Here is a 12,904-nt window from a genome sequence, read left to right as displayed (position 1 = left end):
CCGTCGCCCGCGTGCCACCGTTTCGGCGGAATTCGGTGGATTCACGCGCGCCGGCGCCAGATAAGCCGGGTCACCGCCGCCGCGACCGAGGCCGGTGCGGAACGGCGGGGCAGGCCGCGTGCTTCGGGCGCGGATTCCGGCATCGCCCGGTAGGCCAGGTGCGCGGCGAAGCGCGCGAGCCGGGGCGCGGCGAGCGTCGCCAGCTCGGCCGCCCGCCCTTCGGGCAGGCTGAGGATCTCCGGCCGCTCCTCGCACGCCTTCACCACCAGTGCCGCGGCGCGCTCCGGGCTGCTGGACGGGATCCCGCGGTAGCCGGTCGGCGCGATCATCGGCGTCCGGACCAGCGGCATCCGCACCGAGGTGAACGTGACGCCGTCCGAGAGCGTCTCGCGCCCGGCCGTCAGCCCGAACTCCTCCAGCGCCGCCTTCGACGCCAGGTAGGCCGAGAAGCGCGGGGTGTCGGTCTGCAGGCCCTGGGTCGTCACGTTGACGACGTGGCCGAACCGCCGCTCGGCCATCGACGGCAGGAAGCCGAGGATCAGCCGCACCGGCCCGAAGTAGTTGATCGCCATCGTGCGCTCGAAGTCGTGGAAGCGCTCGGTGGACAGCGCGACCGAGCGCCGGATCGACCGGCCGGCGTTGTTCACCAGCACGTCCACCGCGCCGTGGTCGCCGAGCACGTCCTTGACCAGCGCGTCGACGGCGTCGCCGTCGGTGAGGTCGCACGGGTACGCCGCGGCGGTGCCGCCGGCCGCGAGGATCTCCGCCCGCACCTCTTCGAGCTCCGAAGCACGGCGGGCCACGAGGATCACCTTCGCGCCCTTGCGCGCCACGGCGAGCGCCGACGCCCGGCCGATCCCGGACGACGCGCCGGTGATCAGCACCGTCCGCCCGGCCAGGCCGTGGGTGCGGCGCGCCCGGTCGGGGTCGAGGTGGGCCTGCCAGTACCGGTAGAGCGGCCCCGCGTAGTCGCGCAGCTCGGGGAGCTCGATGCCGCTGCCGAACAACGCCGTCGTGGTGCGGGCGGTGTCGAAGTCGACGGCCATGGTCAGGTGCGGCAGCACGGCCAGCGGCACGCCGAGTTCCTCGAGCACGGCCGCGCGGGCACCGCGGCCGCCGGGCAGGCGGTCGATCCCGGCGGCGGCCGCGTGCGCCATGCGGGCGCCACCGCGGCGGAGCGCCCCGACGGCCGGGCGGGCAGCACGGCCCGGATCACCGGCCCGCCCGCGGCGCGCGCGAAGGCGTTGTAGACCGCGTTGAGCGGCTGCGGGCGCGCGGCGGCGAGGTGGTAGGTCGTCCCCGAGGGCGCGTCCCGGTGCATCAGGTACTCCATCGCCTCGACGACGTAGTCGACCGGGACGAGGTTCGTCGCGCCGAGATCGGGCGCGGCCAGCGGGAGCCGTCCGGGCAGCGCCGCCAGCCGCGAGATGGCGGGCAGGAAGTAGTAGGGCCCGTCGACCTTGTCCATCTCGCCGGTGCGCGAGTCGCCGACGACGGCCGATGGCCGGTAGACGCGGAAGGGCAGGGCCTGCTCGCGGACGAGCTCCTCGGCCTGGAACTTCGTCGCGTGATACGGCGAGCCGAAGCGCTGGCCGAGGTCGAAGTCGGTCTCGGTGAACCGCCCGGCGTGGTCGCCCGCCACGGCGATCGACGACACGTGGTGCACCAGCCCGGCCCGCGCCGCGGCGGCGAAGGCCAGCAGGTGGCGGGTGCCTTCGACGTTGGCGCGCCGGTTGGCGTCTTCGCCCGCGGTGAGGTCGTAGATCGCGCCGAGGTGGACGACGTGGTCGAGGTGGGGGAGACCGGCGGGGTCGGCGCCGAGGCGCGGTTCGGCGAGGTCGCCGAGCACCGGGTGCAGCTTGTCCGCGCCCGGCCAGTCACGGGCCAGGGTGGCCAGCCGCCCGCGGGAGGTCTCCCGCACCAGCGCGTACACCGCGGACGTCTCCGGCCGCTGCAGCAGCCGCGCGACCAGGCGTTTCCCGATGAAGCCCGTCGCACCCGTCACGAAGTAGGTCGTCATGGCCGGTCCCTTCTCGTCGGGGCCGACTCTAACCTACTCGGAAGTAGGAACGGTAGTTGTCAGGTTTGGTCTTCGTCGGCCGTCGCCACGACCGCATCCCGCAGGGCGGCCCGCAGCCGTCCGACGTCGAGCGGCCCGAGCACCGCCGCCTCCCCCGGCGGCGCGACCAGCACCACCTTGTCGTTGCTGACGAACACCGTCACGTCCCTGCGCCGGCCGGCCAGATCCCGGCAGCCGATCGACCACTCGCCCCGACTCATGGTCGCCGCCCTCGCTTCCTTGTCGTGGTCGTGCTCCGTGCGAGGGTGGGAGCGGACGCCGGCGGCGCTATGACGCCGGTTCACCCGATCTGCCTACTCGCGGGTTTTGTCTTGCGCTTTCCGGGTTTTCGGCGTAGTTCACGGGTCGTGGCGCGGCCGGTTCGGGAGTAGCGTCCGGATCAGCAGCCGTTTTCTGGGAGGTATGGATGTCGGAACCGCGCAGGATCGTCATCGTCGGTGCGGGCCTCGGAGGAGCATCCGCGGCGGCCGCGGTGCGCGAACGCGGTTACAGCGGTGAAATCGTGTTGCTGGGCTCGGATCCGCACCGCCCGTACGAGCTGCCCCCGCTTTCGAAGGGCGTGCTGCTGGGCAACGCGGACGAGCCGGACTGGGTGCACGAAGAGAAGTTCTACGCCGAGAAGGACATCAGCTTCCGCCCCGGCGTCACGGCAACCCGCATCGAGCTCGGCGCACGCCAGGTCCTCGACGACGCCGACGGCGTGTACCCGTACGACCGGCTGGTCCTGGCCACGGGTTCCGAGCCGCGCCGCCTCCCGGTACCGGGAGGCGACCTGCCGGGGCTGTACACGCTGCGCACCCTCGACGACTCGCTCAAGCTGCGCTCGGCGTTCGCCGAGGCCGAGCGCGTGGTGATCGTCGGGGCGGGCTGGATCGGCTCCGAAGCGGCCGCGGCGGCCCGAACGCACAACGCGGAGGTGACGGTCGTCGACCCGGTCCCGGTGCCACTGGCGAACGTGGTCGGCGAGACGATCGGCGGCGTGTTCCGCGACCTCCACGTGTCGAACGGGGTGAACTACCGCTTGGGCGAGCAGGTGGCGGAGATCACGGGAGGCCCGGAAGGCGTCACCGGCGTGCGTCTGGCCAACGGCGAGGAGATCCCGGCGGACGTGGTCCTGATCGCGGTCGGAGCGGCCCCGAGGGTGGAGCTGGCCCACGCGGCGGGATTGGAGCTGGCCGACGACGGAGGCGTGGCGGTGGACGCGGGCCTGCGCACATCGGCCCCGGACACGTACGCGGTGGGCGACATCGCATCCCACTTCCACCCGCGCTACGGAAGGCGCGTCCGAGTGGAGCACTGGGCGAACGCGAAGGACCAGGGAACGCACGTGGCCCAGAACCTGCTGGGCGAGAACGAGCCGTACCAGGCCTCACCGTATTTCTTCACGGACCAGTACGACTTGGGCTGCGAGTACCGAGGTCTGGCGAACCCGGCCGAGGACGACTTGGTGGTCCGCGGAGACCTGCAAGCCCGCGAGTTCACGGCATTCTGGCTCCACAACGGAGAAGTGACGGCGGCCATGAACGTGAACATGTGGGACGACGGCGACGCACTGGCAGCACTGGTCGACGGAAGCACAAAGGTGACGCCAGAACAGCTCAAGACGGCGGACCTGGCCTCCCTGACGTAAGATAAAGCCAAACCGGCGGCGGCAGAGGGGCCACGGCAGAGAACAGAACGCACCAGGAGCCCAGACCCCCCGCAACCCCGATCCGAAGCCAGAACACGGCCGGCGGCGCCGGGTCAAGGCACGCTTTCCCGCCTTGACGCGGCGCTGCCGGCCGTAGTCACAATCAAGGATCCGGGGTGGCGGGGACCACCCCCGATCCGGCGGCCGAAGAAACCGCAAGCTGCAAGCGCAGCTCACCCAAGCCGCTCCCGCAACAAGGCATCAAGCCGCCGCCAAGCGGGCGAAGACGCATTGACCGCCCCCTGAACCAGCAAAGGAATAGCAGACCCCGGCTCATAAGCAGGCAGCTCACCCCCATACCTCGCCCGCGTAGCCGAAACAAGCCGCAAAGCGAGCGCATCCACCCGCGGATCATCCGGATCGACATCGTGCAAACGGTCATACTCGAGCACCAGCGAAAGCAGCCCCGGATCATCAGCCATCGCAGCCTGATCGAGAAAGTTCCGCCGCGCAGCCTCCGGATGTGTGGCGAACACCAGCAACCACAGATCGTTTTGCAGCGCCACCCACCGTTCACTGAACCCGAGCCCAGGCAACCGGCCGAGGAAGCTCACCACCTCATCGGGCAACGGCGACAACCGCCCGGACGCCAGCCGCCGCAGCCGCGACCGGGTGGCCTGCAGCGCCTCGATCCGCGCACCGAGCTCGTCGTCGATCTGCCGGAGCGCCGCCGCGACCCCACCCCCCGACCGCAGCTCCCGGATCCGCGCCAACGGCACCCCGGCCTCGGCCAGCGTCCGGATCTTGATCAGCTCCACGGCGTCGGCGGCCCGGTACCGCCGATACCCGGACGCATCCCGCTCGGGCTCGGGAAGCAGCCCCTTCGCGTGGTACACGCGAATGGTCTTGACGGTGACCCCGACATACCCGGCAAGCTGCCCGATGGTGAGCACCCGCCGATCTTCCCACTTGACCCTGCCCCAGGGGCAAGGTCGCAGACTGCCCCCATGACCGACCACGAAACCCTGCGCGCCCTCGCCGACGAGGGCAACGAAACCGCACTGGACCGGCTGGCGGACCTGGCCGACGCCCGCGGAGACGTCGAAGAACTGAGCGAACTGCTGGACGAGGGCAGCGACCGGGCCGGAGAACTCCTCACCCGCCGCGCCGTCGCCACGAAGGACCTCCTCGAACTGCAGCGCATCGCCGACGCCGGCCACGAACCGGCCGCCGGCGAGCTGGAGCGCCTGCTCAGGCCGTGACCTCGCGGGTCAGCGCCAGGTAGGCCACCAAGGCCAGCACCGCGAACCCGGCCATGGTCGCGGCCATCGGCACCGCCGTCCCCGGCCCGCCCAGGCCGACCAGCGGCGTCGCCACCGCGCCGACCACGAACTGCAGCACCCCGAGCAACGCCGAAGCCGCTCCGGCCGAGCGGGCGTGCGACGCCAGTGCCAGCGAGCTCGCGTTCGGCATCACCAGCCCGATGCTCGACACCAGCAGGAACAGCGACACCAGCAGCAGTGCCAGCGGCGCCCGGAAGAGCACCGAAGCCAGCACCAGTGCCCCGCCGATCACGCCGAGCAAGAGGCCGGAGAGGAGCAGGGCGCGTTCACGGACCCGCCCGACCAAGCGGCCGTTGAGCTGGCCCGCCAGCACGATCCCGACGCCGTTGACCCCGAACACCACGCTGTAGGCCTGCGGACTGAGCCCGTACACCCCCTGCAGTGCGAAGGACGACCCCGAGATGTAGGCGAACATCGACGCGAACAGCAGCCCCGCCGCCAGCGCGTACCCGGCGAAGGAGCGGTCCAGCACCAGCCGCCCGTAGGTCCGCATCACCGGCCCGAGCCGCAGCGGCGACCGCACGGCCGACGGCTCCGGCAGGAAGAACACCACCACGGCCAGCAGCAGTGCGCCGAACGCCGTCAGCACGACGAACACCCCGCGCCACGACGTCCAGGTCAGCAGCTGCCCGCCGATCAGCGGCGCCAGGATCGGGGCCAGGCCGCTGACCAGCATCAACGTCGAGAAGAACTTCGTCATCGCGGTCCCGGAGAACAGGTCCCGCACGGTGGCGCGCGCGATCACGATGCCCGCCGCCGCGCCGAGGGACTGCACGAGCCGGGCCGCGACCAGCAGCCAGGCGTCCGGGCTCACCGCGCACAGCACCGAGCCCACGACGTACAGCGCGAGCCCCACGAGCAGCGGGCGGCGGCGGCCGAGCGCGTCCGACAGCGGCCCGAGCACCAGCTGGCCCAGTGCCAGGCCGACGATGAACGCGCTGAGGGTCAGCTGGACCGTGCTGTCCGCAGCGTGCAGGTCGGCCGCCATCCGGGGCAGGGCGGGCAGGTACATGTCGATCGACAGCGGCCCGAAGGCGGTGAGGCCGCCCAGGACGAGGACGAACTTCAGCTGCGCCCGCCGGCTCGGCGCGGTAGGTTCCGCCGTGGTGGTCATACCCGTCCCTTCACCCCTCACCGGTGACCAGCGGGGAGCCGGCCGGTGCTATTCCGGCTGTGATCGGTGACACCCCGTGGTCGCCTGGCCCTGCACCGATACTGATCCGATCAATTTTGCGACCGATTCGGCGATGGCTCTGGATTGGTGGTCGTGACTGCGATATACATCGGATGTCTGGTCGGTGTGGGTTCGGTGTGGGTGAAGGGAAACATCCGTGCAGCTTGTGCGCCTCGGAGAACCGGGAAGCGAGCGTCCGTTCGTGCGGGCCGGCGACGGCACCTACGAACTGGGCGGCCTCACCGCCGACATCGACGGCGGCTTCCTCGCCGCGGACGGGATCGCGCGCGTCGCCGCCGCGCTCGCCGCGGGTGAGCTGCCGGAGGCCGACGTGGCCGGCCTGCGCGTCGGCGCGCCGATCGCCCAGCCCGGCAAGGTCGTCTGCATCGGCATGAACTACCGCCGCCACGCCGAGGAGACCGGGGCGACCCCGCCGACCGAGCCGGTCGTCTTCATGAAGGCGCCGGACGTCGTCGTCGGCCCGGGCGACGACGTGCTCATCCCGCGCGGGTCGGTGAGCACCGACTGGGAGGTCGAGCTCGGCGTCGTCATCGGCAAGACCGCCCGTTACCTCGAGAGCGTCGACGAAGCGCTCGAATACGTCGCCGGTTACGTCGTGTCCAACGACGTCTCCGAGCGCGACCTGCAGTTCCGCGCCGGCCAGTGGGACAAGGGGAAGTCCTGCGAGAACTTCAACCCCCTCGGCCCGGCGCTGGTCCCGGCGAGCGAGGTGCCGGACCCGCAGGACCTCGGCCTGCGGCTGTGGGTCAACGGCGAGCAGAAGCAGGACTCCTCGACCAAGGACATGATCTTCACCGTGGCCGAGATCGTCCACCACCTCAGCCAGGTGATGGTGCTGCGGCCGGGCGACCTGATCAACACCGGCACCCCGCAAGGCGTCGCCCTCGGGCAGCCGGACCCGAAGCCGTACCTGCGCGACGGCGACGTCATCGAGCTCGAGATCGACGGCCTCGGACGGCAGCGCCAGACGGCGAGGCAGGCCTGACCATGGCGAAGATCATCGGCATGGAGGTCCTCGACGTCCGCTTCCCGACGTCCAGGGAGCTCGACGGCTCGGACGCGATGAACCCGGACCCGGACTACTCCGCCGCCTACGTCGTGCTGCACGCCGACGAAGGCCCGGACGGCTACGGCCTCGCGTTCACCATCGGCCGCGGCAACGACGTGCAGGCCGCGGCGATCCGCGCGCTCGCCCCGCACGTCGTCGGCCGGGACGTCCCGGAGGACGCGGCCGCGCTGGGCGACCTGTCCCGCACCCTCGTCGGCGACTCGCAGTTCCGCTGGCTGGGCCCGGAAAAGGGGGTCGCGCACATGGCTGTCGGGGCCGTCGTCAACGCCGCGTGGGACCTCGCCGCCCGCCGCGCGAACCTGCCGGTCTGGCGGTTCGCGGCGCGGATGACCCCCGAGGAACTCGTGTCCCTCGTCGACTTCCGGTACCTGTCCGATGCGCTCACCGAGGCCGACGCCCTCGACATCCTGCGCCGCGCCGAGCCCGGCCGGGCCGAACGCGCCGAGCAGCTCGAAGCACACGGCTACCGCGCCTACAGCACGTCACCCGGCTGGCTCGGGTACGCGGACGCGAAACTGGTGCGGCTGGCCGAGCAGGCCGTCGCCGACGGCTTCGGGATGATCAAGCTCAAGGTCGGCGGCAACCTTGAGGACGACGTCCGCCGCATGAAGCTGGCCCGCGAGACCGTCGGGCCGGACGTCCGGATCGCCGTCGACGCCAACCAGCGCTGGGACGTCCGGGCGGCCGTCGACTGGATGACCGAGCTGGCGCCGTACGACCCGTACTGGATCGAGGAACCGACGTCCCCGGACGACGTCCTCGGCCACGCGGCGATCGCGAAAGCGCTTGCGCCCATCCGCGTCGCCACCGGTGAGCACGTCCAGAACCGCGTGGTTTTCAAGCAGCTGCTGCAGGCGAACGCGATTTCCGTGCTGCAGCTGGACGCCGCCCGCGTCGGCGGCTTCACCGAAAACCTCGCGATCCTGCTGCTCGCCGCCAAGTTCGGCGTCCCGGTGTGCCCGCACGCCGGCGGCGTCGGGCTTTGCGAGCTCGTCCGGCACCTGTCGATGTTCGACTTCGTCGCCGTGTCCGGCACCGACGCGGACCGCTCGATCGAATGGGTCGACCACCTGCACGAGCACTTCACCGACCCGGCCGTCGTCGAGCGCGGCCGGTACCTCGCCCCGACCGCACCCGGGTTCTCCGCGCGCATGCACGACGCCACGCTGCGCCGCTTCCGGTTCCCGGACGGTCCCGAGTGGACGGAGACCGCCAGTGAGTGAATTCGAGGGCCTGGTGGCCGCCGTCACCGGAGGCGCCTCGGGCATCGGCAAGGCCGCCGCGGACCTGCTCACCGAGCGCGGCGCGCAGGTGGCGGTCCTGGACCTGAAGCCGGGTGACGACGGCTTCCGCTGCGACGTCTCCTCCGACGACGAAGTGCGCAGGGCGATCGACGCCGTCGTGGAACGCTTCGGCCGCCTGGACATCCTGGTCAACAACGCCGGGATCGGCGCGCAGGGCGACGTCACGGGCAACGACGACGACGAGTGGCACCGCGTGTTCGACGTCAACGTCGTCGGCATGGTCCGGCTCGCCCGCGCCGCGCTGCCGCACCTGAAGAACTCGCCGTCCGCGGCGATCGTCAACACCTGCTCCATCGCGGCCTGGGCCGGCCTGCCCAACCGCGCGCTCTACTCGGCCAGCAAGGGCGCGGTGCTCTCGCTGACCCTGGCCATGGCGACCGACCACCTGCCCGACGGGATCCGCGTCAACTGCGTGTGCCCCGGGACGGCGGACACCCCGTGGGTCGGCCGCCTGCTCGACGCCGCCGAAGATCCGGCGGCCGAACGCGCGGCGCTGGCCGCGCGCCAGCCGATGGGCCGGCTGGTGACCGCCGGCGAGGTCGCGAACGCCATCGCCTACCTCGCCAGCCCCCTCTCCGCCTCGACCACCGGCACCGCCCTCGCGGTCGACGGCGGCATGTACGGCCTGCGTCCTCGCGGCCCCGTGCACCACGACTAGAAGACTTGATTCCCCGCCGTCATCAAGGAGGATGCTGTGCGCGCTGTGCTGTTCCAAAAGAGGGCGATCAAGGTGGCCGCGGTGGCCGCCTGCGGCCTGGTGCTGGCCGCCTGCGGGTCCACCAAGGACAATGCCGCGGCGCCCGCGGCGGGCGGTGGCGCGGGCGGCAAGGTCGGCGCGACGCTGCCCCTGCTGACCTCGCCGTTCTGGCAGGCCTACAACAACTACGTGCCCAAGATGGCCAAGGAGGAGGGCGTCGACGTCCTCCCGACGGTCAACGCCGACAGCGACCCCGCGAAGCTGATCACCGACATCGGCACCTTCCTCAACCAGGGCGTCAAGGGCCTGGTCGTGACGCCGCTGGACTCCGCCGCGATCGTCGCCGGGCTCAAGCAGGCCGAAAACAAGGGCGTGCCGGTCGTCGCGGTCGACGTCGCGCCCGAGAGCGGCAAGGTGGCGATGGTGGTGCGGGCCGACAACAAGGCGTACGGCACCAAGGCGTGCGAAGCGATCGGGGAGAAGGTCAAGTCCGGCAAGGTCGTGCAGATCATGGGCGACCTCGCCTCGGTCAACGGCCGCGACCGCTCGGAAGCCTTCCGCGACTGCATGAAGTCGAAGTACCCCGGCATCCAGGTGCTGGAGATCCCGGCGGAGTGGAAGGCCGACAAGGCGTCCTCCGGCCTGGACAGCATGCTGACCGCGAACCCGGACATCAAGGGCGTCTACATGCAGGCCGGCGGGGTCTACCTGGCCCCGACCGAGCAGGCCCTCAAGCGCAAGAACCTGTTCTTCCCGGTCGGGGACCCGAAGCACATCGTGCTCGTGTCCAACGACGGCATCCCGCAGGAGCTGGCCGCGATCCGCGCCGGCGAGCTGGACGCCACCGTGTCCCAGCCGGCCGACGCCTACGCGAAGTACGGCCTGTACTGGCTGAAGAAGGCCATGGCGGGCGAGACGTTCAAGGCCGGGCCGACCGACCACGGCAGCACCATCGTCGAGATCAGCCCCGGCATCCTCGAGGACCAGCTGCCCGCGCCCGTCATCACCAAGGACAACGTGGACGACAAGGCCCTCTGGGGGAACAACCTGTGACCGCGCTGCCCGCCGGCGAACCCGCCGCCGGAGTGGTCAGCGCGCACGGTGTCGGGAAGCGCTACGGCCCGACCGTGGCCCTGCACGACGTCAGCCTCACCGTGCACCCCGGCGAGTCGCACGCGCTCGTCGGGCGCAACGGGGCCGGCAAGTCGACGCTCGTCTCCATCCTCACCGGCCTGTCCGCCACGGACACCGGGCACGTCGAGTTCGGCGGCGCGCCGGCCCCGCCCCTGACCAGGCAGGACGACTGGAAGGCGCGGGTCGCCTGCGTGTACCAGCACGCGATGGTCGTCCCGCAGCTCACCGTCGCCGAGAACCTGTTCCTCAACCGGCAGTCCGGCGGCGGGTTCTCGATCGGCTGGAAGTCGTTGCGGCGCAAGGCCCGCGAGCTCCTGGAGTCGTGGGACGTGCACGTCGACGTCGACACCCCGGCCGGAGACCTCTCGGTCGAAGACCGGCAGTTCGTCGAGATCGCCCGCGCGCTGTCCTACGGCGCCCGGTTCATCGTCCTCGACGAGCCGACCGCGCAGCTGGACAGCCAGGCCATCGAGCGGCTCTTCGAGCGGATGCGCCAGATGCAGGCGGGCGGGGTGACGTTCCTGTTCATCTCCCACCACCTGCACGAGGTGTACGAGGTCTGCCAGGCGGTGACCGTGCTGCGCGACGCGAAGCACGTGCTCACCGCACCGGTCTCGGAGGTGGGCCGCGCGGAGCTGGTCGACGCGATGACCGGCGAACCAGGCGGCCTGTCGGTCCGGGACGCCGCTTCGCGGGAGGCGCTCGACGCGGACGCCGCGGAGATCCTTGCGGTGGACGGGCTGTCCGGCGACGGCTTCCGGGACGTCTCGTTCCGGCTCCGCCGCGGGGAAGTAGTGGGTCTCGCCGGCAGCAACGCCAGCGGGAAGCACCAGGTCGCCGAGACGGTCTACGGCCTGCGGACGCCGTCGGCGGGCACGATCCGCGTCGACGGCTCGCCGCTGCGGCCCGGCGACATCCCGGCGGCGCTGCGGGCCGGGATCGGCTGCGTGCCGCGCGACCGGCACCACGAGGGCCTGGTCCTGGAGCACTCGATCGCCGACAACGCCACCATGTCCATTCTGGACAAACTGGGCCGCGGCGGGATCGCGTCCCCGTCGACGCGGTACGCGAAAGCGGCGCAGGCGCTGAAGGACTACGACATCGTGGCCGCGGGCGCCGACCAGCCGGTGTCGGACCTCTCCGGCGGCAACCAGCAGAAGGTCGTGCTGGCCCGGGCGCTGCTGAGCGACCCGCGGGTGGTCGTGCTGATCAACCCGACCGCCGGGGTGGACGTGAAGTCGAAGGAGGCGCTGCTCGCGGTCGTCGACCGGGTGCGCGCCGAGGGCAAGGCGGTGCTGATCGTCAGCGACGAGCTCGACGACCTGCGCCTGAGCGACCGCGTCCTGGTGCTGCGCGCCGGGGCCGTGGTCGCCGAACACCAGGCCGGGTGGTCCGACGGCGACCTCGTGGCCGACATCGAAGGAGTCGAGCTTTCGTGACCGACGTGATGACCTCTCCCCAGACCTCGCTGCCCGCGCCTCCCCGGCGGCGCAAGGCCGTCTGGCTGCGTGAACTCGCGCTCCTGCCCGCCCTGGTCGTGGTGTTCGTGATCGGCGGCCTGGTCGACGACACGTTCGTCGGCTGGAGCAACATCGTCAGCATCCTGACCGCGTCGGCCGCGCTGTCGCTGGTCGTGCTGGGCGAGTCGCTGGTGCTGATCACCGGGAAGTTCGACCTGTCGCTGGAATCCACCATGGGCCTGGCGCCCGCGCTGGGCGCGATGGTGGTGATCCCGGCGGCGTCGGCCGGCTTCGGCGTCGAACTGCCCGCCGCGCTCGGCCTGCTGGTCATCCCGCTGTGCGGGGCTTTGGTCGGGTTCGTCAACGGCTTCCTGATCGTGAAGCTGAAGCTGAACGCCTTCATCGTCACCCTGGCCATGCTCACCGTGCTGCGCGGCGTGCAGGTCGGCTCGACCAAGGGCAAGACGCTGTTCAACCTGCCGGACTCGTTCACGAATCTGGCGACGACGACGTTCGCGGGGCTGCCGATGTCGGTGTGGCTGGCCGCGCTGCTGTTCGCCGTGGCGGGCTGGGTGCTGCGCTACCACCGCGTCGGCCGCGCGCTGTACGCGATCGGCGGCAACCGCGAAGCGGCGCGGGCGGCGGGTGTCCGCGTCGACCGGATCGCGTGGGCGGTGTTCGTCGTCGCCGGGATCCTGGCCGCGATCGGCGGGCTCGCCTACACCGGGTACGTCGGTGCGCTGGGCGCCAACCAGGGCTCCGGGATGATCCTGCAGGTGTTCGCGGCGGCGGTGATCGGCGGCGTCTCGCTCGACGGCGGCAAGGGCACCCTCGTCGGTGCCCTCACCGGCGTCCTGCTGCTGTCCTCGGTGTCCAGCCTGCTCAACTACGCGCACGTCACGGCGGAGTGGCAGGGCGCGATCTACGGCGCCATCATCCTGGTCGCGCTGATCATCGCCCGGTACGCGGGCGGAAAGCCGCAGACCTGATGG

Annotated in this window: 11 protein-coding genes and 1 pseudogene; 8 read left to right on the top strand and 4 right to left on the bottom strand. The window is 71.4% G+C overall.

Going from position 1 to position 12,904, the window contains the following annotated elements:
• Window positions 1-41: 41 nt before the first annotated feature.
• Together HUT10_RS52235 and HUT10_RS18015 are read right to left on the bottom strand one after the other, a co-directional pair.
• Window positions 42-2,020: pseudogene (locus tag HUT10_RS52235) on the bottom strand (SDR family oxidoreductase).
• A 59-nt stretch (window positions 2,021-2,079) separates the two neighbouring features.
• The gene (locus HUT10_RS18015) at window positions 2,080-2,280 is read right to left on the bottom strand and encodes a hypothetical protein (RefSeq protein WP_176172284.1); all 201 of its coding nucleotides are present in this window, start codon (window positions 2,278-2,280) and stop codon (window positions 2,080-2,082) included.
• A gap of 206 nt (window positions 2,281-2,486) precedes the next feature.
• Between HUT10_RS18015 and HUT10_RS18010 the strand changes: the two genes are divergently transcribed.
• On the top strand, window positions 2,487-3,710 hold the full coding sequence (locus HUT10_RS18010; protein WP_176172283.1) for an NAD(P)/FAD-dependent oxidoreductase: 1,224 nt from the start codon (window positions 2,487-2,489) through the stop codon (window positions 3,708-3,710).
• A gap of 233 nt (window positions 3,711-3,943) precedes the next feature.
• Here the strand turns inward: HUT10_RS18010 and HUT10_RS18005 are convergent, their stop codons facing one another.
• The gene (locus HUT10_RS18005; RefSeq protein WP_176172282.1) at window positions 3,944-4,663 is read right to left on the bottom strand and encodes a MerR family transcriptional regulator; all 720 of its coding nucleotides are present in this window, start codon (window positions 4,661-4,663) and stop codon (window positions 3,944-3,946) included.
• Between the two features lie 54 nt (window positions 4,664-4,717).
• Here HUT10_RS18005 and HUT10_RS18000 point away from each other — a divergent pair, with 54 nt between their 5' ends.
• Window positions 4,718-4,972, top strand: coding sequence for a hypothetical protein (locus HUT10_RS18000; RefSeq protein ID WP_176172281.1), 255 nt, complete (start codon window positions 4,718-4,720; stop codon window positions 4,970-4,972).
• Here the strand turns inward: HUT10_RS18000 and HUT10_RS17995 are convergent.
• A complete protein-coding gene (locus tag HUT10_RS17995) occupies window positions 4,962-6,167 on the bottom strand; it encodes a multidrug effflux MFS transporter (RefSeq protein WP_176172280.1) in 1,206 nt (401 codons plus the stop codon). The genes HUT10_RS18000 and HUT10_RS17995 overlap by 11 nt on opposite strands.
• A gap of 217 nt (window positions 6,168-6,384) precedes the next feature.
• On the opposite strand from HUT10_RS17995, the gene HUT10_RS17990 reads away from it, so the two are divergent.
• From HUT10_RS17990 to HUT10_RS17965, 6 genes are read left to right on the top strand one after another with little or no spacing between them, the layout of a single operon-like run.
• Window positions 6,385-7,233, top strand: a complete 849-nt coding sequence (locus HUT10_RS17990) for a fumarylacetoacetate hydrolase family protein (RefSeq protein WP_176172279.1) — start codon at window positions 6,385-6,387, stop codon at window positions 7,231-7,233.
• Between the two features lie 2 nt (window positions 7,234-7,235).
• Complete coding sequence (locus HUT10_RS17985; protein WP_176172278.1) at window positions 7,236-8,540, top strand: enolase C-terminal domain-like protein; 1,305 nt, start codon at window positions 7,236-7,238, stop codon at window positions 8,538-8,540.
• Window positions 8,533-9,279, top strand: a complete 747-nt coding sequence (locus tag HUT10_RS17980; RefSeq protein WP_176172277.1) for an SDR family NAD(P)-dependent oxidoreductase — start codon at window positions 8,533-8,535, stop codon at window positions 9,277-9,279. Before HUT10_RS17985 ends, HUT10_RS17980 begins: the two co-directional genes overlap by 8 nt.
• A 36-nt stretch (window positions 9,280-9,315) precedes the next feature.
• Window positions 9,316-10,371: a sugar ABC transporter substrate-binding protein gene (locus tag HUT10_RS17975; protein ID WP_254896918.1), complete on the top strand. Its 1,056-nt coding sequence runs from the start codon at window positions 9,316-9,318 to the stop codon at window positions 10,369-10,371.
• Window positions 10,368-11,891: a sugar ABC transporter ATP-binding protein gene (locus HUT10_RS17970; RefSeq protein ID WP_176172276.1), complete on the top strand. Its 1,524-nt coding sequence runs from the start codon at window positions 10,368-10,370 to the stop codon at window positions 11,889-11,891. Before HUT10_RS17975 ends, HUT10_RS17970 begins: the two co-directional genes overlap by 4 nt.
• Entirely contained in the window at window positions 11,888-12,901 is a 1,014-nt protein-coding gene (locus tag HUT10_RS17965; RefSeq protein WP_176172275.1) for an ABC transporter permease, read from the top strand. Before HUT10_RS17970 ends, HUT10_RS17965 begins: the two co-directional genes overlap by 4 nt.
• Window positions 12,902-12,904: the final 3 nt, after the last annotated feature.

This window comes from Amycolatopsis sp. Hca4 (genome assembly GCF_013364075.1).
Classification (GTDB): domain Bacteria; phylum Actinomycetota; class Actinomycetes; order Mycobacteriales; family Pseudonocardiaceae; genus Amycolatopsis.
Note: the sequence above shows the minus strand (reverse complement) of the source record. Positions and strands in the feature narration are given on the sequence as shown.

Excerpts from the sequence above, each read along its gene's own strand:
- HUT10_RS18015 (WP_176172284.1), bottom strand. The coding sequence starts at position 2,280 with ATGAGTCGGGGCGAGTGGTCGATCGGCTGCCGGGATCTGGCCGGCCGG.
- HUT10_RS18010 (WP_176172283.1), top strand. The coding sequence starts at position 2,487 with ATGTCGGAACCGCGCAGGATCGTCATCGTCGGTGCGGGCCTCGGAGGA.
- HUT10_RS18000 (WP_176172281.1), top strand. The coding sequence starts at position 4,718 with ATGACCGACCACGAAACCCTGCGCGCCCTCGCCGACGAGGGCAACGAA.
- HUT10_RS17995 (WP_176172280.1), bottom strand. The coding sequence starts at position 6,167 with ATGACCACCACGGCGGAACCTACCGCGCCGAGCCGGCGGGCGCAGCTG.
- HUT10_RS17985 (WP_176172278.1), top strand. The coding sequence starts at position 7,236 with ATGGCGAAGATCATCGGCATGGAGGTCCTCGACGTCCGCTTCCCGACG.